Source organism: Aquabacterium sp. (assembly GCF_021768455.1).
In the GTDB taxonomy this organism is placed as follows: domain Bacteria; phylum Pseudomonadota; class Gammaproteobacteria; order Burkholderiales; family Burkholderiaceae_C; genus Aquabacterium.
Genome location: NZ_JAIZVX010000032.1, coordinates 1 through 21,856 on the forward strand (window position 1 = coordinate 1; position 21,856 = coordinate 21,856).

Below are 21,856 nucleotides of genomic sequence, written 5' to 3' on the forward strand. Positions count from 1 at the left end.
GAACGCCTGCGCCAGGCCGATCCGCAACTCGGCGTCACCACCGAGCCCAGCCGCTCGCGCCTGGTGATCGGGCGCGACCGCCTGCTGTTTCGGGTGAGGTCCAGCCAGCCCGGCTACGTCTACGTCTACCTGGCCGGCACCGACGCCTCGCACTTCTACCTGCTCTTCCCCAACGCGCTGGACGACCGCAACCACATCGAAGCCGGGCGCGAGATCGAACTGCCCCGCCGCGGCTGGCACATCACCGCCGGTGGCCCGCCAGGCGTCAACCGCATCGTCACGGTGGTGTCGCCCACCCCGCGCGACCTCGCCCCCCTGGGCCTCACCACCCGCGACAGCATCCCCGAATTCGACCTCACCCAGGCCGCCCGCCTCTGGGCCAGCCACAGCGGCCAGGGCAGCCCTTTCGTGGGCCCGGCGCGCTGCGCAAGCGGCCAGCCCTGCGACAGCCGCTTTGGCGCCGCCGAGGTCCGGATCGAAGAAATCGCCCCCTGATGGCGGCACAAACCCCGGGCAATCCCCACATATTGCCCAGGAAAGCCGGCTTGGTCGGGCTCTAGGAGCGCCCCGGAAGCGCCGACAATCCCTCAGAGATCCCGTGCCTTGCGGCGCACCAGGTGGTCTCACCCGACCACCCCGTTCAAAGCGAGCCCCCCCGGATGAGCCGTGCAGCGCCCCTGCCCCCTGACGAAGCGTCCCGCCTCCAGCGACTGCGCGCGCTGCGCGTGCTCGACACCCCGCCCGAGGCCCTCTTCGACGCCTTCACCCAACTGGCCCGCAGCACCTGCCAGACCCCCATCGCCCTGGTGAGCCTGGTCGACCAGAACCGCCAGTGGTTCAAATCGCAGCAAGGCCTGCCGGGGGTCTGCGAAACCCCGCGCGACCACGCCTTCTGCGCCCACGCCATCCTCTCGTCCGAGCTGATGGAGGTGCCCGACGCCCGGCTCGACCCGCGCTTTGCCGACAACCCCCTGGTCACCGGCGCGCCCCACATCCGCTTCTACGCCGGCGCCCCCATCACCCTGGCGAGCGGCGAGTGCGTGGGCACGCTGTGCGTGATCGACCAGCGCCCCCGCCAGCTCGACCCGGCCCAGCGCCAGCTGCTCACCCAGCTCGCGGCCACCGTGGCCGAAGCCCTGCGCCTGCGCGCCGAAGCCATCGACCAGACCCTGTCGATGGAGGGCCAGCACCAGCACGAAATCGCCGAACGCGAAGCGCGCTACCGGGCCATCGTCGAGGACCAGACCGAGCTCATCTCCCTGGCCAGCCCCGATGGCACGCTGCAGTTCGTCAACGGGGCCTACGGGCGCCACTACGGCATCGCCCCCGAAGCCGCCATCGGCCGCAACCTCTTCGACTTCGTGCACGAGCGCGATCGCGAGGCCGTGCGCCGCCATCTCCAGCAGGTCTGCGCCGCCGGCGTGGTCGACCACGGCGAAAACCGCACCATCGCCGCCAATGGCCAGGCCCACTGGATCGGCTGGACCAACCGCCCCATCTTCGACGAACACGGCCAGCTCACCGCCATCCACTCGGTGGGGCACGACATCACCGCCTACAAGCTCGCCCTCGACGCCATCGAGGCCAGCGAGGCGCGCCTGCGCTCGCTCTACGAGCAGACGCCGGCCATGCTGTACTGCGTCGATGCCCAGGGCCGCATCCTCAGCGTGAGCGACACCTGGCTGGCCAAGCTCGGCTACACCCGCGAAGAGGTCATCGGCCACACCTCCAGCGAATTCCTCGCACCCGGCTCCTACGAGGCCGTGCGCCAGACCGCCCTGCCCGAGTACTTCCGCACCGGCCGCTGCAGCCACATCGAATACCAGATGCTGCACAAGGATGGGCACCCCATCCACGTGCGCCTCTCGGCCATCATGGAGCGCGACGCCCAGGGCCAGCACCTGCGCTCCCTGGCCATCCTCGAAGACGTGAGCGAGCGCCATGCCGTCGAGGCCGAGCTGCACGCCAACCGCGAGCGCCTCACCCTCGCCACCCAGTCCAACGGCATCGGCATCTGGGAATACACCCTGGCTGGGGACCGCCTGGTGTGGAACGACATGATGTTCCAGATCTTCGACTTGCCCCGCGAACAGGCCACCGGCACCCTGGCCGACTGGGAACGCTGCATCCACCCCGACGACCTGGCCTACTCCCGCCAGGAACTCAGCGAGGCCCTGGCCGGACGCCGCCCCATCGACTTCGACTTCCGCGTGCAGCGCCGCGACGGCAGCGTGCGCTACGTCTACGCCCGCGCCACCATCTTCCGCAACGAACACGGCGAGGCCGTGCGCCTGCTGGGCAGCAACTACGACGTCACCGACCGCAAGCGCATGGAGCGCGAGCTGGCCGAAAAGCACGAACTGCTGCGCGTCACCCTGCACTCCATCGGCGACGCCGTCATCACCACCGACGCGCAAGGCCGCGTGCAATGGCTCAACCCCGTGGCCGAGCGCATGACCGCCTGGTCCACCGAAGGCGCCCGTGGCCTGGCGCTCAACCAGGTCTTCCACATCGTTGACGAGCACAGCCGCCTGCCCGCGCCCTGCCCCGTCGTGCGCTGCCTCAGCGGGGCCGACGACGCCCCCCAGTGCCAGCACACCCTGCTGCTCTCACGCGATGGCGCCGAATACGGCATCGAGGACTCGGCCGCGCCCATCCGCGACGACCAGGGCCAGGTGCTCGGCGTGGTCCTCGTCTTCCACGACGTGACCGAACAGCGCCGCATGGGCCACGAAATGCGCTTCCGTGCCACGCACGACGAGCTCACCGGCCTGGTCAACCGCGGCGAATTCGAACGCCGCCTGGGCAAGACCCTGGAACGCGCCAAGGCCGATGCCAGCGCGCACGCCATGATGTACATCGACCTCGACCAGTTCAAGCTGGTCAACGACGCCTGCGGCCACGCCATGGGCGACCAGCTGCTCTGCCAGGTCACCAGCCTGCTGCAGACCTGCGTGCGCTCGCGCGACACCCTGGCGCGCCTGGGCGGCGACGAGTTCGGCATCATCCTCGAGCACTGCACCGTCGAACAGGCCCAGCGCGTCGCCCAGCAGATCTGCGACCAGATGGAAGACTTCCGCTTCGTGCACGACGGGCGGCGCTTCCGCATCGGCACCAGCATCGGCCTGGTCCCCATCGACGCCCGCTGGGCCCACGCATCGCTCGTGCTGCAGGCCGCCGACAGCGCCTGCTACGCCGCCAAGGACGCCGGCCGCAACCGCGTGCACGCCTGGTACGACACCGACCAGGCCCTCAAGGCCCGCCAGGGCGAAATGCACTGGGCCACCCGCATCGAGCAGGCCATCGACGAAGACCGCTTCGTGCTCTTCGCCCAGCGCATCGCCCCCTTGAGCGAACGCACCCGCCACGAAGGCCTGCACTGCGAACTGCTGATCCGCCTGCGCGACGACGACGGCAAGCTCATCCCGCCCGGCGCGTTTTTGCCCGCCGCCGAGCGCTTCCACATGGCCTCGCGCATCGACCGCTGGGTGGTGCGCCACACCTTCCGCTGGCTCACCGCCCACGCCAGCGAGATCGACCACGTCGCCACCATCACGGTCAACCTCTCGGGGCAGTCCATCGGCGACAAGGCCTTCCACCGCTTCGTGGCCGAACAGGTCGCGCAGACCAGCTTCGACGTGCGCCGCCTGTGCTTCGAAGTGACCGAAACCGCGGCCATCACCAACCTGGGCGACGCCACCCTGTTCATCGACGAAATGCGCGCCCTTGGCGTGCGCATCGCCCTCGACGACTTCGGTGCCGGCTCCTCCTCCTTCGGCTACCTCAAGAGCCTCACGGTGGACTACCTCAAGATCGACGGCCAGTTCATCAAGACCCTGACCAGCAACGCCCTCGACCATGCCGCCGTGCGCTGCTTCCGCGACGTGGCCCAGGTGCTGGGCATCAAGACGATCGCCGAATTCGTCGAAGACGAGGCCACCGTGACCGAACTGCGCCGCATCGGCGTGGACTACGCCCAGGGCTACCTGGTGCACCGCCCCGAACCCCTGGAGCAGGTGCTGCTGCCCCAGACGGCGATGGCCTGAGGCCCTCGCCCGCCAGCCTCAGTTCGCCCGCTTCAGTTCGCCACCCGGGTGACCAGGGTGACGCGCCGGTTTTCGGGCGCGGCCGGGTTGCCCGTGTTCAGCGGCTCGCTGTCGCCCTTGCCCACCGCGCTCAGGCGCTCGGCGCCGATGGCGTGCGTGCCCACCAGGTAGCGGCGCACGCTCTCGGCGCGCTGCTGCGACAGGGTCTGGTTCAGGTCCTGCGTGCCGCGCGGGTCGGCATGGCCCTCCACATTGAAGGCGAACTCGGCCAGCTTCTCGTTGCGCAGGGCCTGGGCCACCACGTCCAGCTGCTGGCGGGCCTGGGGCGTCAGCTCGGCCGAATTGGTCTGGAAGGTGATCAGCAGCGAAGCGCTCGGCTTGCGGGCCGCCTGCTGCGGGGCCGAGTCCTTCACCACCCGCAGGCTGCGCATGCGCAGGGGCGCCTCGTCCGGCACCAGGGCGTCCACCAGATTCGCCTCGGTCACGGCCGCACCTTTCAGCACGGTGGTGGACTCGGCGGCCTGGGCGGCGCCCATGCACAGCATCAGGGCGGCCAGGGCGGCAGAACGGCTCAGGCGGAAGGGGGACAAAGTCACGGTCGGCTCCTCAAAGTGCGCCCGGTCGGCGGCGCGGGAGGGAATGTAAAGCGTCCTGCCCAGCTTGCCCATCCCTCACAAGGATTAATCGCCTACCATTGCGGCCTTCGCACGCGCCCTCGCGCGCGTTGCCCGCTGGAGCACCCGTGTCTGATACCCCCACCACCCCGTCGTTCGGCCCCGAAACCGGCCGCCGCCGCACCTTTGCCATCATTTCCCACCCTGACGCCGGTAAAACGACGCTGACGGAAAAACTGCTGCTGTTCTCGGGCGCCATCCACATCGCAGGCGCCGTCAAGGGCCGCAAGGCCTCGCGCCACGCCACCTCCGACTGGATGGAAATCGAAAAGCAACGCGGCATCTCGGTGGCCTCGTCGGTCATGCAGATGCTCTACCGCGAGCACGTGGTCAACCTGCTCGACACCCCCGGCCACAAGGACTTCTCGGAAGACACCTACCGCGTGCTCACCGCCGTCGACTCGGCCCTGATGGTGATCGACGCGGCCAACGGCGTGGAAGCCCAGACCAAGCGCCTGATCGAGGTCTGCCGCCAGCGCGACACCCCCATCATCACCTTCGTCAACAAGATGGACCGCGAAGGCCGCGACCCGCTGGAGCTGCTCGATGAAGTCGAGCAGGAACTCGGCATGCCCTGCGTGCCCATGACCTGGCCCGTGGGCCAGGGCAAGCAGTTCGGCGGCATCGTCAACCTGCGCACGCAATCGATGCGCCTGTTCGACGCCGGTGCCGACAAGCGCGGCGAAGACGACGAGGTGGTCTCGCTCACCGAGCGCGACAAGCTCGCCGCCCGCTTCGGCCACGAATGGGAGCTGGCCGAGGCCAACATGGAGCTGATGAAAGAAGCCGCCCCGGCCTTCGACCTCGAACAGTTCCTCGCCGCCAAGCAGACCCCCGTGTTCTTCGGCTCGGCCGTGAACAACTTCGGTGTGCAGGAGGTGCTCGACGCCCTGGTCGACCTGGCCCCGCCGCCCCGACCCCGCCTCAGCACCGAGAAAGACGGCTCCCACAAGGAGATCCTGCCCGAGATGGGCAACTTCTCCGGCGTCGTCTTCAAGGTCCAAGCCAACATGGACCCCTCCCACCGCGACCGCATCGCCTTCGTGCGCGTGTGCTCCGGCAAGTACACCCCCGGCATGAAGCTCAAGGTGCAGCGCAGCGGCAAAGAACTGCGCCCCACCTCGGTCGTGACCTTCCTCTCGCAGCGCCGTGAAGCGGTCGACGAGGCCTTTGCGGGCGACATCATCGGCTTCACCACGCACGGCGGCGTGCAGCTGGGCGACACCATCACCGATGGCATCACCCTGCAATACACCGGCCTGCCCTTCTTCGCGCCCGAGCTCTTCCAGACGGTGGAACTCGCCAACCCGATGAAAAGCAAGCAATTGCAAGCTGGTTTGCTGCAGTTGGGCGAAGAAGGCGCCATCCAGGTCTTCCGACCCGAATCCGGTGGCTCGATGCTGCTGGGCGCCGTGGGCCAGCTGCAGTTCGAAGTCGTGCAGCACCGCCTGAAGGCCGAGTACAGCGTCGACATCCGCCTCATGCCCTGCCGCTTCGTCGGTGCCCGCTGGATCACGGCCGAAACGCCCGAGGCCATGAAGAAGTTCTGCGACGAAAACGCCAGCAAGCTGGCGCTGGATGCCGCCGACACCCTGGCCTACATGATGACCTCGGCCTACGACCTGCGCCTCACCGCCGAGCGCCACCCCCTGGTGCACTTCCACCCGCTGCGCGAGCACGCGGGCCTGAGCCTGTCAACGCAGTGACCCCCTGAGCCACACGGCGGCCTGAACCGCGCTCAGGCCTGCCCGGTCCAGAGCTGGTCGATGTGCGGGAAGCCCCAGGTCTGGGGCGATTCCCTGGAGACGATCTGGTCGATCGACTTGCTCAGGTCGAGCATCTCGGGCGTGATCGGCTGCTTGGATTTGGTCGAGTAAAACACCCGCACCAGCGGGTGCAGCAGCGAACTGCTGCCCTGCTCCACCACCACCGCCAGCCTGCCCGACTGCAGCTTCACCAGCGAGCCCGTCGGGAAGATGCCGATGCTCTTCACGAAGGCCTGGAACACCCGCTCGTCGAAGTGGCCTTCCTTGGCCCACTGCGCCATCTTCTGCACCGATTCGGCCGGGTCCCAGCCCGCCTTGTAAGGCCGGTTCGAGGTGATGGCGTCGTACACATCGCAGACCGCCCCCATGCGCGAGAAAATGCTGATGGCCTCGCCCTTCAGGCGATGGGGGTAGCCCGTGCCATTCACCTTCTCATGGTGGTGCAGGCACACATCCAGGGGCACCGGGCCCACGCCCTTGGCCTCTTCCAGCATGCGGTGCCCCGCCTCGGGGTGGGACTTCATGATCGTGAACTCGGCGTCCGTCAGCTTGCCCGGCTTGTTCAGCACCTCCAGCGGCATCATGGCCTTGCCCAGGTCGTGCACCAGCCCGGCCATACCGGCCTCGCGGGTGTCCTCGTCGTTCAGGCCCAGTTGCTTGGCCAGCGACACCATCAGCGCGCACACCGCCACCGAGTGCAGGTAGGTGTAGTCATCGCTCGTCTTGAGGCGCGCCAGGCTCACGATGGCCCCTGGGTTGCGCCCCACCGACTGCGTGATCTCGTTGACCAGCGGCAGGCAGTGCTCCGTGTCGACCGCCTTGCCCAGGCGCACGTCGTTGAACATCGAAGTCATGGCGCCCCGCGCCTGGCCCAGGATGCGCCTGGCCCGCGTCACTTCTTCCTGAAGAGACACCGTCACCACCGGCGGCTGGGCGCGCGCCGTCTCGATCAGGCCGGCATCGGGCGCCGGTGCCCCCGCGGGCGAAACCGGCAGCTCGCAGTCGTCCACCACCTCGGCCCGTGGAGCCCCGGAGGGCACGTCCAGCCCTTTGGACGTGTCGATCCACAGCGTGCGCACCTTGCTCGTGCGCAACTGGGCCAACTGGCTGGCCTGCTCGATCTTGAACGCAGACTTCCAGAACGGGTGGTCTAGCCAGGAGCCGTCGAGCGCGTCCACGAACATCCCGACCTGCAGCTGATCGACGGTGATCTGTTTTCTCATGATGGAAAATGGTGACCTGCGGCGGACGCCGGGCCTCTCTCAAATCCTAGGGCTGTTGTCGACCGGCAGATCGGCAAAAATGACGGGGAGTCGGGACTTTGTTGCGAACCCAGCCACCCGTTCAAGGGCCTCAGCCTAGGGGGAACGCCCTAGCCAAGCCAACCCGGGCCAAGGACACTGTCCCACAGGGAGACGCTCACGCATGGTCCACCACGATGACGACGACACACCCCAGGCACCGCCGCCGCGCGGCATGCTCAAGGGCACGCTCGCGCTCACCGTTTACCTGCTGGTCGCCCTGATGCTGTTCATGGTCCTGCTCCTGGCCTGGCGCGACGCCCCGGCCCAGGTCAACCCGGCAGGGCCCTGTGCCACACCAGGCAACGGTTGTTCGCAGGCATGGGCAGGTCTGCCACCAGACGCCAACCCTGCGCCGCCGCCAGGGCGTCCACCGCAGCCACGTCTCTGAGGCCAAAAGAAGGGTCCAGGCCCTTGAGCCAGAGGTCGAACTCGGCATTGCTCTGGCTCGTGAAGCGCCCCCCTTCGTTGAAGGGGCCATACACGATCAGGCGGCTGCCCGAGTGCACCACCTGGTTCATGCTGGCGAACCAGGCCTGCGCCGCCTCCCAGGGCATGTAGTGCACCGTGTTCGCAGAAAACACCGCGTCGAACCGCTGCCCGGGCCACGGGCCGCTCACCACGTCCAGCAGCAGGGGCTCGGGCGTGTTGGGCAGGGCGGCTTCGGCCAGCCAGGCCCGGATGCCCGGCAGGTAATCCGCCCGGTCGGCGCACTGCCAGGTCAGATCGGGCAGATGGGCCGCGAAGTGCACCGCATGCTGCCCCGTGCCACTGCCCACCTCCAGCACCGTGCGCGCCTCACCCAGGTGGGTGCGCAGCACGGCCAGGATGGGCTCGCGGTTGCGTTCGCAGGCTGGGGAAAAGGGCTTGTCCACCGCCTGCGCCCCGCCTCAGCCCTTCAGGCCGGCCGCATCACGCAGCAAGGCGGCCTTGTCGGTGCGTTCCCACGTGAACTCGGGCTCTTCGCGGCCGAAGTGGCCGTAAGCCGCGGTCTTCGAGTAGATCGGGCGCAGCAGGTCCAGCATCTGGATGATGCCCTTGGGGCGCAGGTCGAAATGGGCTTCCACCAGCTTGGCGATCTCGGCATCGGGGATCACGCCCGTGCCTTCGGTGTACACCGTGATGTTCATCGGCTTGGCCACGCCGATGGCATAGGCCACCTGCACCTGGCACTGTTTGGCCAGGCCGGCGGCGACCACGTTCTTGGCCACATAGCGGGCGGCGTAAGCGGCCGAGCGGTCGACCTTGGACGGATCCTTGCCCGAGAAGGCGCCACCACCGTGCGGGCAGGCGCCGCCGTAGGTGTCGACGATGATCTTGCGGCCGGTCAGGCCACAGTCGCCTTGCGGGCCACCGATCACGAAACGGCCGGTGGGGTTCACCAGGTAGCGCGTGTTCTGCAGCATCTCCTTGGGCAGCACGGGCTTGATGATCTCTTCGATGATGGCCTCGTTGAACTCGGGCTTCATCTTGTCGCCCAGGCTCCATTCAGGCGCGTGCTGGGTGGACAGCACCACGGTGTCGATGGAGTGCGGCTTGCCATCGACGTAACGCATCGTGACCTGGCTCTTGGCGTCCGGGCGCAGGAAGGGCAGACGGCCGTCCTTGCGCAGCTGGGCCTGACGCTCCACCAGGCGGTGGGCGTAGTAGATCGGCGCGGGCATCAGCTCGGGCGTTTCGTCGCAGGCGTAGCCGAACATCAGGCCCTGGTCGCCAGCGCCGAGGTTCAGGTAGTCGTCGGCGGCGCGGTCCACGCCCTGGGCGATGTCGTTGGACTGCTTGTCGTAGGCCACCAGCACGGCGCAACCCTTGTAGTCGATGCCGTACTCGGTGTTGTCGTAGCCGATGCGCTTGATGGTGTCGCGCGCCACCTGGATGTAGTCGACGTTGGCCTGCGTGGTGATCTCACCGGCCAGCACCACCAGACCCGTGTTGCACAAGGTTTCGGCGGCCACGCGCGAGAGCGGGTCTTGTTCGAAGATGGCGTCCAGGATCGCGTCGGAAATCTGGTCGGCGACCTTGTCGGGGTGACCTTCAGAGACGGATTCGGAAGTGAAGAGGAAGTCGTTCGCCACGGTGTGTGCTCCAGAGTAAGTTGATGACCTCGGCGTCGCCGGGGCTGTCGAGACACGGTTCTCTGTGCAGCGGCGAACGCTTTAGCGGCTTTTGTGAATCGCCCCGCAAGTTGTCCTGTTAACTCGGCGATGCTGGTAGTGTAGCCAATGCCAACTGCGACGCGCTCATGACACACAGGAAAGTCACGGTGTCAAACGCGGCAATTCACCGCTTTTGCCCGCTGGCGGCCTGGTGACCGAGCGTGCAGCCGCCTCGGGCAAAATGCGCCCATGGCCCGCCTCTTCTTTGCCCTCGCCCGCTGGCCCCTGGCCCTGCTGCACCCCATCGGTGCCCTGCTGGGCTGGCTCAGCTACCTGCTCTCGCCCTCGTACCGGCGGCGCCTGAACGCCCACGCCAAGGCTGCGGGCCTCAGCCCCGCCCAAACCTGGGCTGCCGTGGGCCAGGCCGGCAAGATGGTGGGCGAGCTGCCCCGCCTCTGGGGCCGCCCTCGTGAACAGGCCCTGGGCCACAGCGTGCGCTGGCAGAACCCCGAATGCGTCGATGCCGCCCTGGCCGAAGGCCGCGGCCTGTTGCTGCTCACGCCCCACCTCGGCTGCTTCGAGATCACGGCCCAGGCCTATGCCGAGCGCTGTGGCGCGCTCAAGCCCATCACCGCGCTCTACCGCCCCGCCAAACAGGCCTGGCTGGCCGAGATGATGAAAGCCTCGCGCAACCGCCCCGGCATGCTCACCAGCCCCGCCACCCTGGCGGGCGTGCGCCACATGCTGCGCGCCCTCAAAAAAGGCGAGACCGTGGGCCTGCTGCCCGACCAGGTCCCGCCCGAAGGCATGGGCACCTGGGCGCCCTTCTTTGGCCGCCCGGCCTACACCATGACCATGGCCGCCAAGCTCGTGGCCCAAACCCGCTGCGCCGTCGTGCTGCTGCGCGGTGAGCGGCTGGGCTGGCGCGCGCGCCGCCAACACGGCTGCGACTACATCGTGCACGCCAGCCGCGTGCCGGCCGACATCGAAGCGCTGCTGGCCACCGGCGATGCGGCAGAATCGGCGGCCGCCGTGAACCGGCTGATGGAAGCCATGATCATGCAAGCACCCGAGCAGTACCTGTGGGGCTACAACCGCTACAAGGGCCCCCGCGCCGAGATCCTCAGCTCCGCCGTGCCCGGAGAGCCCGCCTGATGAAGGCCCTGCTCAAGGAAGCCGGCATCCGCGCCGCGCTGGCCCTGCTCTGGCTGCTGCACTTCCTGCCCCTGCCCGTGCTGGCGGCCCTGGCCCATGGCCTGGGAGCCCTGCTCTACCGCCTGGCGGGCTCACGCCGCCGCATCGGCCTGCGCAACCTTGAACTGTGCTTCCCCGCCATGCCCCAGGCCGAGCGCGAAGCCCTGCTGCGCGCGCATTTCGGCTGGCTCACCCAGAGCCTGCTCGACCGCGCCGTGCTCTGGTGGGCCTCGCCCGACCGCATTCGGCGCCTCATCCACATCGAGGGCGACATCGACCTGGCCGAGCGCACCTTCCAGGAAAGCGGCCGCCCCACCATGTGGCTGTGCCCGCACTTCGTGGGCCTGGACGTGGCCGGTGCCGCCATCCTGCTGTGCCAGCCCCGCCCCGGCGCGTCGATCTACCAGACCCAAAGCCACCCGCTGATGGACAAGCTCATGAAGCGCGGCCGCCTGCGCTTTGGCGACGCCGAAATCTTCCCCCGCAGCGACTCGGTCAAGCCCCTGCTCAAGGCCGTGAAACAGGGCCGCGGCTTCTTCAACCTGCCCGACATGGACTTCGGCGCCAAAGACGCCGCCTTCGTGCCCTTCTTCGGCGTGCCCGCCGCCACGCTGCTGGCCCCCTCGCGCCTGTCGCGCATGCTCAACATGGTGGTTCAGCCCGTGATTGCCGAACTGCTGCCCGGCGGCAAAGGCTGGAAAGTGCGCTTTGAAGCCCCCCTGAGCGGCTTCCCCACGGCCGATGCCGAGGCCGACACCGCCGCGCTCAACCGCTACATCGAAGGGCAGATCGCCCTGCAGCCTGCGCAATACCTGTGGGTGCACAAACGCTTCAAGACACGGCCCGAAGGCAGCCCGGGCGTTTACTGAACGCGCCAAGCTGTGGCCACCGCCTCAAGTTAGGGCGATTTCACGTCGATACGCTGTCTCACAAGGCCACCTGCACAAGGCCTGTCGGAGACCCCCTTCATGAAACGCATCGCTGTCTGGCTGCGCCACTTCTCGATCCGCAGCCGCCTCCTGGCCTGCATGGCCCTGGTTGTCTGCATCGGCACCGCCGTGGGTGCGGGCATGAGCCTCAAGCTCACCGAACTCCAGGGGGAATTCGAAGGCTTTGCCAGCGAAGAATTCACCGCCACCCAGGCCATGGCCCACATGGCCCTGAGCCTCGGGCGCCTGCGCGGCTTCGAGAAGGCCGCCATCATCCACGCGGGTGATTACGTCGCCACCGAGGCCGACCACATGGCCTGGAGCAAGGCCCTCGAAATCAGCAAAGAGGCCATCCAGCGCCTCCAGGCCGTCGTGCACGACCAGGACCTCAGCGAACAGATCGCCTCCCTGCAAAAGAAGCTCTCCGCCTACGGCACCGACATGGAGCCCCTGCTGGGCAAGATGGTCGACGGCAGCCTCGCCACCTCGATGGACGCCTACCTCGCCACCGAAGGCGCCCGCTCCAAGGCCGACACCATGGAGCTCTCGGTCACCGCCCTGCAAGACACCTTGAACTCACAAGGCCAGCAACGCCGGGACCGCGCCACCACCGAAGCACGCCAGGCCATCGTCTGGCTCTGGGCCCTGCTGCTGGCCCCGGGCGTGGTTTTCCTCCCGCTGATGTGGCTGAGCATCGCCTCCATCACCCAGCCGCTGCGCCGCGCCGAAGCCGTCACCCAGGCCATCGCCCAGGGCGACCTCACCCACAAGATCGACACCCAGGGCCGCGACGAGGTCGCCCGCCTCATGCGCTCCATGCACACCATGCAGACCGGTCTGCAGGACATGGTGTCGTCCGTGCGTATGTCGTCGGAAAGCATGCTCACGGCCAGCACCGAAATCGCCTCGGGCAACCAGGACCTCTCCAGCCGGACCGAACAGACCGCCTCCAACCTGCAGGCCGCCGCCTCCTCGATGGACGAACTGAGCAAAACGGTGGAGCACTCCGCCGAATCCGCCCATGCCGCCAGCGACCTGGCCCGCACCGCCAGCCACCGCGCCAGCGAAGGCGGCGAGGTCGTGCACAGCGCTGTCACCCAGATGGAGCAGATCACCCAGGCCTCGCGCCAGATTGCCGACATCATCGGCGTGATCGACGGCATCGCCTTCCAGACCAACATCCTGGCGCTGAACGCCGCCGTGGAAGCCGCCCGCGCTGGCGAGCAAGGCCGCGGCTTTGCCGTGGTGGCCAGCGAAGTGCGCATGCTGGCCCAACGCAGCGCCGAGGCCGCACGCGAAATCAAGACCCTCATCGGCCATTCGGTGGAACGGGTCGAGACCGGCTCTCAGAAAGTGCGGGAGGCCGGCGACGTGATGCAGGACATCGTTCGCTCCATCCAGCACGTGACCCAGGCCATGGGCGAGATCGCCGAGGCCACGCGGCAACAATCAGGCGGCATCGGCCTGGTGAGCCATTCCGTCACCCAGCTCGACCAGATGACCCAGCAAAACGCCGCCCTGGTGGAGCAATCGGCCGCCGCGGCAGACAGCCTGCGGCAACAGGCCATGGAGCTGCAAAGAACCGTGCAGCGGTTTCAGCTGGAACGCGCCTGACGCGGCTCGAGCGCTTGCGGCGCCACTGCGAGACGAACCTTGCACCCTTGGTTTGAGGGTGCCTGTTGCAGCGACAAAACCTCCGATTTGTGGAATCGTGACCCAGTCGTCACGACCGGAGGCGTGTCTTGAACCTTCGGCAACTGGTTTTTCCATCCATCCTTTTGCCTTGGGATTTCACATGTCCAAATTTGGTTCGGCCATCGCTCTGGCCTGCTTTGCTGCGCTCACGTCAGCAGCTCACGCCTCGGAGGGACTGGATTTTGAATCCGGTGACCGCTCAAACTTTTATCTCTATGGGAGCGGATCCAGCTACTTGAGCGAGGCCAGCGAATATGCAATCAGCTACACCCAGGCGGAAAACGGGGTCGACTATCAGACCACGGTCACCGCTGCAGCCGGGCGCAGCTTTGGTCTTTTGTCCTACCTCTTTACCCCGAACACATTTGCTGAACTGACCTATACGTTCGACGCTCCCACGACCACGCTTGGCACGCTCTACTTCCGATTCGTCACACCGGACGGCCCCATGGCCGAAGGTGCCAATGACTTTGCATCCGTCTTCATTACAGGGCTCAATCAGTCTGACTATTTGCCCTTGAATGGCCAGGACATCGCCCCTGACTCAGGCTGGATCAGCCTGAGCGTTGGCATTGGGACCACTGCGATTTCGCTGTCCCTTTACAACGCCATGGACGCTCGCACCCCCCCTCTTCTCTTCATCGACTACGCGGAAGGCACTCCCACCCCGGCCGTGCCCGAGCCTGCAGGCATCGCCCTCACCCTGGCTGGGCTGGCCGCAATCGGCCTCTCCACCCGCAGACGTCAACGCTGAGCGCATCGGCCTAAAGTTCCCCCTTGAATGCAGGACCCCCTGTGTTCATGGGGGTAGGGAAAGCGAGACAAGCGGATCTCATTGTGGCAATCTGTAAACCATGTCACGCCCGAAGGTTGGCTTTGCGTCCTTCGGCATCTGGTTCCTACCTCTTGTCCAGGGAGTTCTCATGTCCAAGTTCCTCTCCGCCGTTGCGCTGGCCACCGCTGCCTTCGCCGCCCCCGCCTTCGCTGACGTCGGCCTCGAAACCGGCACCGCCGGCTACACCGTGTCCGGTTCGGGCACCTTCGCCGCTGCCACCAGCGCCGCCGTCTCGTTCGACGCCGCCACCTACGGTGTCGACTACGCCACCACCATCACCCCGGCTGTGGGCAGCTACTTCGGCGTCCTGACGACCGACGACTCGCTCGATGCGCCCACCACCCTGACCTACACCTACGCCACGGCCACCACCACGGTCGACACCCTGGCCCTGCGCTTCGTGACGACCGACGCTTACGAAGGCGCCTGGAACGACACCATCACGCTGAAGCTGTACGACAGCACCGGCACCGCCTACTTCAACACCACCTACACCGCCACCGAATTCTTCGGCCTGACGGGCACCGACTACTACCCCGACTCCGGCTGGCTGAAGTTCTCGGTGGCCGCTGGCACCTCGAAGTTCGAAATCTCCATTGCCAACACCTTCGAAGCTGGCAATGCCCCGACCGCCTACGTCGACTACTACAAGACCCCTGTGACCACTCCGGCCGTGCCTGAAGCTGGCAGCATCGCCATGACGCTGGCTGGCCTGGCCGCCGTGGGCCTGATGGCTCGTCGCCGTCGTGCCGCCTAAGCTCCGGCTCAGTGCTCTGAACAGAGCGCGTTGAACAAAAGGGCCCATCTGGGCCCTTTTTTCATGCAGCCAGCAGTTCAACGCACACCCGATTTCACAGTGAGAAAACACGCTGCGCAAACACTACTCAAACAGGTGGTGCCAGACGCAAGCGCTTGTTTTCCCTAGGGTGGTCGTGTAAAGTCAAATCGAAAGCTGTTACCAAGGGAGTCTGTCATGTTCAATACCCAAATCGTCAAGGCCGTCGCCATCACCGGCGCTCTGTTCTGCGCCATGAGCGCCCATGCCGTGGTTCGCGGCGTGGTCAAGCCCGTCGTTGCCCCCCCGGTGATCCGCCCAATCGCCAACCCGCCTGTGTCCGTGCCCCCTGGCACCGTGATCACCACCCCTGTGGTCACCGTCGTCACCTGCCGCAGCGGTCAAGCCAGCCGCTGCTGAGTCGCGCCTTGCCGTAGCGCATGCGAAGCAGTTTCGCGCATGCGGCCGAGCGACTTGCATTTGGCATTCTCGTAGCGACCCTCTTCCTGGCTCCTTTCCCGGTCGCTTCCAACCGCGATGGTCCTGTTGGCATCACGTCAACGGTTCTGGCCTTCGCGGTTTTCTGTTTTCTGCTCGCCAAAGCGCTCGGCTTCGCCGATTCCCGCACCCCACCGGCCACGCGCCTGGGCACTACCTTCCTCGGTTTGATCGCCCTGGTCGTTGGATGGGTGTGGCTGGGCCCGCTCGTCCATCACTTCCCCGCGCTCGACGTCGCCCGCGCTGAGGTCTACCAGCTCAAGGCACTGGCCTACTGGTGTGTGCCAGCGTTGGTGATGTTCACCACCCGCACCCGCAAGCGCTTCATCATCCTGCTGACCACCATCGTGGTGTCGGGCACCCTCGAAGCCATCCTGGCGGTGGTCTCCTTGTCCAGCCAGACCGAGTTCAGCCTGCTGGGCACGGCCTTCCCGCCAGGCCAAAGGGCTCAAGGCACCTTCGCCAACTCCGATCACTTCGCCAACTACATGGCCATGTGCATGGCGCTGGCCCTCGGGCTCATGCTGGCCACGGCAGAAGCCCGGGGCCGCACGCTGCCGGGCTGGCGCGGCAAGTTGCTGGGCCTGCTGAATTTCCTGCTGTCCAAACGCATGCTGGTGCGCCTGGCGGTCATCATCATGGTGATCGGCCTGGTCCTGACCCGTTCACGCATGGGCAATGCGTCGTTCTTCTTTGGCCTGTTCTTCTTTCTTTACGCCGTGGCCTGGGCCTGGCCCCACAAACGGCAGGCGGCACTCTGGCTGGGCATCAGCCTGCTGGTGATCGACCTGGTGGTCATTGGCCAGTGGGTGGGGCTCGAACACGTGGTCGAACGCCTGCAAAACACCGAACTCAGCATGGGCGCGGAACAGGATGAAGGCCCGACAGGCGCCAACCAACGCGCCCCCGGCCAAGAAGAGACCGTGGCTGAACGCTTGGCGATTGGCCAGGACGGCTTCAAGTTGGCGCTCACCTCACCGTGGGTGGGGCATGGCCCGGCCACTTTCTTCACCCTGTTTCCCCAGTACAAACGCCCCGCGATCGACATCTGGGTGGAGCATGCTCACAACGATTACGCCGAACTGGCGAGCGACCTTGGCCTGCCTGCCCTCCTCACTCTGGGGGGGGCTGTGTGCCTCAGCCTGCTGCAATGGGCACAATTGATGCGTTCACCCAGCTCGGGTTTTGTCAAAGGGGTGGTCAGCGGGGCCGGCATGGCCGTGGTGTGTTTGCTCATGCACGCCTGGGTTGATTTCAACCTTCACATTCATGCCAACGCCATGTTGTTCACTGTGGCCCTGGCCTTGCCCTTTGCCTTGTCCAGGTTCACCCGCACACGCCACGCCGGCAAAACGGCGCACTGAAACGATTGTCCATGTCGCAATACCTTCCTACTACGCCGGTGCAGTCGCCTCCCCCCCAAGCCTTCGAACCCATCTCGGTCGGCATCTCTGAAGACAGCAAGCAGGCGCTGCTTGAACAATGGCGGGCCATCACACGGCACAAACTGCCCATCCTGGCCCTGACTGCCATGGTGATGATCGTGGCAACGGTCATCGCCTTTGCGCTCACGCCCATCTACAAGGCCACGGCCACGCTGATGATCGAGCCCGGCAAGGGCAAGGTGGTGTCGATTGACGATGTCTACTCCTCAGGCGTCCAGGCCAAAGAGTTCTACCAGAGCCAGGTCGAAATCTTGAAGTCGCGTGAGGTGGCGGTGCGCACCGCGGCCAGCCTGAAGCTGTGGGAGCTGAAGGACTACGACCCGCGCATCGAAGCCAGCGGCCTGGGTGCCTTGCTGAAACGCGCCATTGGCCTGCGCGCCGAACCCGTGGTGTGGACACCGGAAACCCTGGCCGAAGCCGCAGGCCTGAAGCTGATGGACGACATCAGCGTGGAACCCGTGCGCCTGAGCCAATTGGTGAAGGTGAGCGTGGAGACACCGAACAAGGTTCTGTCGATGAAGCTGGCCAATGCCGTGGCCCAGAACTACATCGAGGCCGACCGCGATGCCCGCTACAAGGTCACCCAGCAGGCCAACGTGTGGCTCACCAGCCGTATGAACGAGTTACGCAAAAATCTGACTGACTCGGAAAATGCGCTCCAGACCTATCGCGAACAACAGGGCCTGGTCAACCTCGGCGGCTCCACACAAACTCTGGTGAGCCAGCAGGCATCTGATCTGAACGCACGACTGGTCGAAGCCCGCACACGCCGCCTGCAACTCGAAAGCTCGTACCAACAAGTCGCCCGCATCACCAACGGCGACTACAGCAAAGTGCCCGCGGTTGTGAGCAACCCCAGCGTTTCTTTTGCCATGCAAAAAGAAATTGAAGCTGAACAACGGTTAGGGGCACTTGCCTCGAACATGGGCACGGAACACAGCACCTATAAGGAAGCACAAGGGAACCTTAGGAGCGTACGAGAAACAACCCGGCTGCAACGTGAAGCGATTGCGAAGAGCGTTTTGACGGACTACGAAGCAGCGCGCAATACAGAAAAGCAGCTCGAAGCCGCTTTGGCCAATCTGCGTGGCACTGTACAGGCCAACAACCGCCAGGAATTCCAGCTCGGTGTCCTCGAACGTGAAGTAGCTTCCAACCAGCAGCTCTACGACATGTTCATGAGCCGCGCCAAAGAAACGAACCTCACGGCAGACCTTCAGTCCGCAGTGGCCCGTGTGGTCGACAGTGCCTCGCCGCCCGAAACACCCGTTCGCCCCAAGAAGGTGCAGCTGGTGGCCATTGCGGGCATGTTGTCGCTCATCTTGGGTTCGCTGGTCGCCATGCTGATGGCCAAGCTCGACAACACGGTCAAAACCGGCGAAGAGCTGGAAGACCGCCTGCAGCTGCCCGTGCTCACCACGCTGCCTTTGCTCGTTAAGCAAGCTGCCACGAACGCCTCGCGCATGTTCCTGGAACAACCGCAGTCGCAGCACGCCGAAGCCATTCGCACGGCGCGTACAGGCGTGCTGCTTTCGAGCATTGACCGCAACAGCAAGGTCATTCTGGTCACATCCAGCCTGCCAGGTGAGGGCAAAACCACCTTGGCCACCAACCTGGCCCTGGCCCATGCGCAAACCCGCCGGACGATTCTGGTCGATGCCGACATGCGCAAGCCTCAAGTGGGCGCGCGCCTTGGCCTGCCCCCCAATGCCAAGGGGCTCTCGAACCTGATTGCCGGCACGGCCACCCTGGCGGAGTGCCTGCACGCGGTGGAAGGCAGCCCGCTGATGGTGATCCCATCGGGCGACATCCCTCCCAACACGCTTGAGCTGCTGCATTCCAAGCGCTTTGAAGAAACGCTGGCCTTGCTGCGCGAAGCTGCCGAGATCGTCATGATCGACTCCCCACCCGTCGAAGTGGTGAGCGACTCGCTGGTCATCGCCCCGCATGCAGAGGGCACCATCTACGTGGTCAAGGCCATGGAAACGGCTTACCCCATGGCCCGCAAAGGCATTGGACACCTCCAACGCGTGGGCGCCAAGATCCTGGGCGTCGTGGTCAACAGCCTCGACTTCCAGCAGGCCACCCGCTACTACGGCTTGGCCAAGGGCTACGACAACGACTCGTACTACGGTGTGCCTCAACAGCCAGTGAAGCAAATCAGCACCCAACGCAAGCAAGCGTGATCGATTTTCACAGCCACATCCTGCCGGGCATTGACGACGGCGCGCGCGACCTGGCCGAGGCCTTGGCCATAGCCAGGGCCCATGTCGCCGATGGCACCCGCTGCGTTGTCGCCACCCCGCACATCTACCCAGGGGTGTTTGACAACACGCCTGCCACGATTGCTGCGGCACACGCCACCCTGGTGGCCGCCATCGCAGACGAGGGCATTGCACTCGAGATTCAGTGGGCCGCGGAAGTCAGGGCGGGCGCGGACGTGATCGACATGCTGGCCCAAGGCACCCTGCCCTTCCTTGGGCAGGACGGGCCGTGGCGGCACTTGCTGCTGGAATTGCCCGATCACCAGATTCCCGTCGGCACAGACAAACTGGTGGCCATGCTGATGCGACAGCACGTGAAACCCGTGATTGCGCACCCCGAACGGAACAAAGGCGTGATGGCCGACGTTCAGAAGATCAAACCGTTGGTAGACCTGGGTTGCCTGCTGCAGGTGACGGCAGGCTCCGTTCTGGGCGAATTTGGCAGCCGCGCTCAACACACAGCCGAGCAGTTGATTGATCAAGGTTGGGTTCATGCCTTGGCCAGCGATGCCCACCGCACCACCACCCGTGCGCCCAAGATCAAACCGGCTCGCACGTGGTTGCTGGCCCGGTACGGCAACACGGTGGCCGATGCCCTGACCCTCAGTGGCCCCGCACGCATTTGCCAACCCTTGGTGGGCCAGAGTGGGATGGCTGCTTGAATCACACCTCAACCGCCACCCTACAGCCCGTGACGAGGGCGCTCTGGCCCTGGCGGCTCGGCGCTGCGCTGGGGTTGATCGTCTCGCTGGCTGCGGGCTGGCGGGCCCTGCAACTGACAGAGGCAGACGGCTACACAGCCGCCTATCGTGATCGCCTGCCCATGTGGGCGGCTGGCACAAAGGTGGCCAGCCCGGAAGAGTTGGCTGGCGCAGAGCGCGACCTGAAGCGCGCCCTTGAGGTCCGGCCTCACGATGGTGGTTCGCACGAAACGCTGGGCGCGCTCTACACCATGCGCGCACTGCAAGACTGGGATGCTGCGCCTCAGCGCACTCAATGGCTGGAGGCTGCCAAAGCAGAGTTCATGGCATCGGCCAGGTTGCGGCCCTTTTTGCCCCAACCTCACGCGAACCTGGCGCTGTTGACTTCCATGCAGCCAGAGGTGCCAGCCAACGAAGTGTTCCGCCATTGGAACGCCGCGCTCGCGTTGGGGCCGCACGAGAAAGACACACGCATTCAACTGTTGAACGTCGCACTTGCCATGTGGGAAGAGGCCCCCCCGACCACCCAAAACTGGGTGAACCAGCTCAGGGCGAGCCACGTTTACAGCGAAGCAACCTGGCAGCGATGGGGCACTTATTACGGCATCGAGTCGATGCAGTGAGGGCTTGCGCCTCCACGGGTCAGACCTTGTAATAGCCGCGTTACCAAGTCCGTACTGAACAATTGCATCAAGCCGCAGCCAATTGAGCGCGAAGGGTTGGCTGACCAATAGATCGGCCCAGGTCTGCCAGCATGGCGGCCCGCAAATAGGCAACAAAAAGCCTCAGCAGGCTCAGCAGCAGGCGGATATTGCTGCCCGGCACCGCACAGTACCGCGTGGAGCGCATCGCTCAGCGCGCCCTTGAGCGGATTGCGATCCTACCTGCCGTCGCTCTTCATGTATCCCATGGTCGGCTCAATGGCGCTACGCCGTTCGATCATCGCCTTCATCGTGCGTGTCACGCCTCGCCGCGGGCCTGATCTGAGGATCTGCACGGCGTCGACCTCCGCGCCCTTGTAAACCCTTGTCCACCATCACCGTGCGCGCCCGCTTGTTGGCCAGGATGCTGACCTGATCGATGGTCTCATCCAGCGTGTGCCCGTCGTACGGGTTGCCTGGCATGGAGCGCATACCCACCAGCAGGCCTTCTTTGCGCGTGGTGGCTAGTGTGACCTTCACGCCGAACTCGTAGGGGTACGCAAAGACCCTGGGCATCACCGTGGTGTCCACGATCACTTTTCCAAGCTGGCTCTCTTGATCAGTCCAGCGGCCCTGGCCGCTTCGATGGTCAAGGCCAGCAGCAACTCTATGCGTTCTTCCCCAATACGCTGGCGCCAGCGAGTCAGGATCGAAGGGTCAATGGAAAACTCGGTTTGCAGGTGGGTATCGCCGGTGAAGAACTGCAAGTACGGGTTCTGCAGCCAGATGTGACCACCATCCCACTGAACGCTCCGTTGGCGTGCCGCTGATACAGCAGACCTCACACCAAACGCGGCGTCAAGGCCGGCTGACCACGGCCTGACGTGACGTGGCCAGCGAAATGGTGCTAGATAACCTCCCAGTCCATCAGGCAAGCCAAACGGATAAACGTGTGTTTCATATTGAGTTGCTCGTCCAACCCAGGACGGCACATGT

General features: G+C 65.6%; 17 protein-coding genes and 1 pseudogene. 13 read left to right on the plus strand and 5 right to left on the minus strand.

Annotation, left to right across the window (positions count from 1 at the left end; genetic code table 11):
* Both QZ994_RS06440 and QZ994_RS06445 read left to right on the plus strand, forming a co-directional pair.
* Positions 1-495 (plus strand): DUF4384 domain-containing protein (locus tag QZ994_RS06440; RefSeq protein ID WP_290869860.1); only part of this gene is annotated, 495 nt, incomplete at its 5' end.
* A 164-nt stretch (positions 496-659) separates the two neighbouring features.
* On the plus strand, positions 660-4,046 hold the full coding sequence (locus QZ994_RS06445) for a PAS domain S-box protein (RefSeq protein ID WP_290869862.1): 3,387 nt from the start codon (positions 660-662) through the stop codon (positions 4,044-4,046).
* Positions 4,047-4,078: 32 nt separating this feature from the next.
* Here the strand turns inward: QZ994_RS06445 and QZ994_RS06450 are convergent, their stop codons facing one another.
* Complete coding sequence (locus QZ994_RS06450) at positions 4,079-4,642, minus strand: OmpA family protein (protein ID WP_290869865.1); 564 nt, start codon at positions 4,640-4,642, stop codon at positions 4,079-4,081.
* Positions 4,643-4,788: 146 nt separating this feature from the next.
* On the opposite strand from QZ994_RS06450, the gene QZ994_RS06455 reads away from it, so the two are divergent.
* Entirely contained in the window at positions 4,789-6,426 is a 1,638-nt protein-coding gene (locus tag QZ994_RS06455; protein WP_290869868.1) for a peptide chain release factor 3, read from the plus strand.
* A gap of 32 nt (positions 6,427-6,458) precedes the next feature.
* Here QZ994_RS06455 and QZ994_RS06460 read toward each other — a convergent pair whose 3' ends face one another.
* From QZ994_RS06460 to metK, 3 genes are all read right to left on the minus strand, one after another.
* The gene (locus tag QZ994_RS06460; RefSeq protein WP_290869870.1) at positions 6,459-7,709 is read right to left on the minus strand and encodes an HD-GYP domain-containing protein; all 1,251 of its coding nucleotides are present in this window, start codon (positions 7,707-7,709) and stop codon (positions 6,459-6,461) included.
* Between the two features lie 350 nt (positions 7,710-8,059).
* On the minus strand, positions 8,060-8,662 hold the full coding sequence (locus QZ994_RS06465; protein ID WP_290869873.1) for a DUF938 domain-containing protein: 603 nt from the start codon (positions 8,660-8,662) through the stop codon (positions 8,060-8,062).
* A gap of 15 nt (positions 8,663-8,677) precedes the next feature.
* Positions 8,678-9,862 (minus strand): methionine adenosyltransferase, encoded by a 1,185-nt coding sequence (gene metK, locus QZ994_RS06470; RefSeq protein ID WP_290869875.1) that lies wholly within the window; start codon positions 9,860-9,862, stop codon positions 8,678-8,680.
* Positions 9,863-10,132: 270 nt separating this feature from the next.
* Between metK and QZ994_RS06475 the strand changes: the two genes are divergently transcribed.
* The 10 genes from QZ994_RS06475 (at position 10,133) to QZ994_RS06520 (ending at position 20,842) form a co-directional block, all read left to right on the plus strand.
* Positions 10,133-11,038, plus strand: coding sequence for a lysophospholipid acyltransferase family protein (locus QZ994_RS06475; protein WP_290869877.1), 906 nt, complete (start codon positions 10,133-10,135; stop codon positions 11,036-11,038).
* Positions 11,038-11,946, plus strand: coding sequence for a lipid A biosynthesis acyltransferase (locus tag QZ994_RS06480; RefSeq protein WP_290869880.1), 909 nt, complete (start codon positions 11,038-11,040; stop codon positions 11,944-11,946). Before QZ994_RS06475 ends, QZ994_RS06480 begins: the two co-directional genes overlap by 1 nt.
* A gap of 99 nt (positions 11,947-12,045) precedes the next feature.
* The gene (locus QZ994_RS06485) at positions 12,046-13,620 is read left to right on the plus strand and encodes a methyl-accepting chemotaxis protein (protein ID WP_290869882.1); all 1,575 of its coding nucleotides are present in this window, start codon (positions 12,046-12,048) and stop codon (positions 13,618-13,620) included.
* A 97-nt stretch (positions 13,621-13,717) separates the two neighbouring features.
* Positions 13,718-14,455: a PEP-CTERM sorting domain-containing protein gene (locus QZ994_RS06490; RefSeq protein ID WP_290869884.1), complete on the plus strand. Its 738-nt coding sequence runs from the start codon at positions 13,718-13,720 to the stop codon at positions 14,453-14,455.
* A gap of 169 nt (positions 14,456-14,624) precedes the next feature.
* Positions 14,625-15,293, plus strand: a complete 669-nt coding sequence (locus QZ994_RS06495; protein ID WP_290869887.1) for a PEP-CTERM sorting domain-containing protein — start codon at positions 14,625-14,627, stop codon at positions 15,291-15,293.
* A 216-nt stretch (positions 15,294-15,509) separates the two neighbouring features.
* Entirely contained in the window at positions 15,510-15,731 is a 222-nt protein-coding gene (locus tag QZ994_RS06500; RefSeq protein WP_290869890.1) for a hypothetical protein, read from the plus strand.
* 245 nt (positions 15,732-15,976) lie between these two features.
* Positions 15,977-17,173 (plus strand): O-antigen ligase, encoded by a 1,197-nt coding sequence (locus tag QZ994_RS06505; protein WP_290869893.1) that lies wholly within the window; start codon positions 15,977-15,979, stop codon positions 17,171-17,173.
* 11 nt (positions 17,174-17,184) lie between these two features.
* On the plus strand, positions 17,185-19,440 hold the full coding sequence (locus QZ994_RS06510; RefSeq protein ID WP_290869896.1) for a polysaccharide biosynthesis tyrosine autokinase: 2,256 nt from the start codon (positions 17,185-17,187) through the stop codon (positions 19,438-19,440).
* Positions 19,437-20,180 carry a CpsB/CapC family capsule biosynthesis tyrosine phosphatase gene (locus QZ994_RS06515; protein WP_290869899.1) on the plus strand — a complete coding sequence of 248 codons (744 nt, stop codon included), beginning with the start codon at positions 19,437-19,439 and terminating at the stop codon, positions 20,178-20,180. Before QZ994_RS06510 ends, QZ994_RS06515 begins: the two co-directional genes overlap by 4 nt.
* Positions 20,177-20,842, plus strand: coding sequence for a hypothetical protein (locus tag QZ994_RS06520; RefSeq protein WP_290869902.1), 666 nt, complete (start codon positions 20,177-20,179; stop codon positions 20,840-20,842). Before QZ994_RS06515 ends, QZ994_RS06520 begins: the two co-directional genes overlap by 4 nt.
* Before the next feature lie 67 nt (positions 20,843-20,909).
* Here the strand turns inward: QZ994_RS06520 and QZ994_RS06525 are convergent.
* Positions 20,910-21,854 (minus strand): annotated as a pseudogene (locus tag QZ994_RS06525) (transposase).
* Between the last annotated feature and the right edge of the window lie 2 nt (positions 21,855-21,856).

Bases quoted from the DNA above. Each gene is read 5' to 3' on its own strand.
- QZ994_RS06445 (WP_290869862.1), top strand. From the start codon at position 660: ATGAGCCGTGCAGCGCCCCTGCCCCCTGACGAAGCGTCCCGCCTCCAG.
- QZ994_RS06460 (WP_290869870.1), bottom strand. From the start codon at position 7,709: ATGAGAAAACAGATCACCGTCGATCAGCTGCAGGTCGGGATGTTCGTG.
- QZ994_RS06475 (WP_290869877.1), top strand. From the start codon at position 10,133: ATGGCCCGCCTCTTCTTTGCCCTCGCCCGCTGGCCCCTGGCCCTGCTG.
- QZ994_RS06480 (WP_290869880.1), top strand. From the start codon at position 11,038: ATGAAGGCCCTGCTCAAGGAAGCCGGCATCCGCGCCGCGCTGGCCCTG.
- QZ994_RS06485 (WP_290869882.1), top strand. From the start codon at position 12,046: ATGAAACGCATCGCTGTCTGGCTGCGCCACTTCTCGATCCGCAGCCGC.
- QZ994_RS06495 (WP_290869887.1), top strand. From the start codon at position 14,625: ATGTCCAAGTTCCTCTCCGCCGTTGCGCTGGCCACCGCTGCCTTCGCC.
- QZ994_RS06500 (WP_290869890.1), top strand. From the start codon at position 15,510: ATGTTCAATACCCAAATCGTCAAGGCCGTCGCCATCACCGGCGCTCTG.
- QZ994_RS06510 (WP_290869896.1), top strand. From the start codon at position 17,185: ATGTCGCAATACCTTCCTACTACGCCGGTGCAGTCGCCTCCCCCCCAA.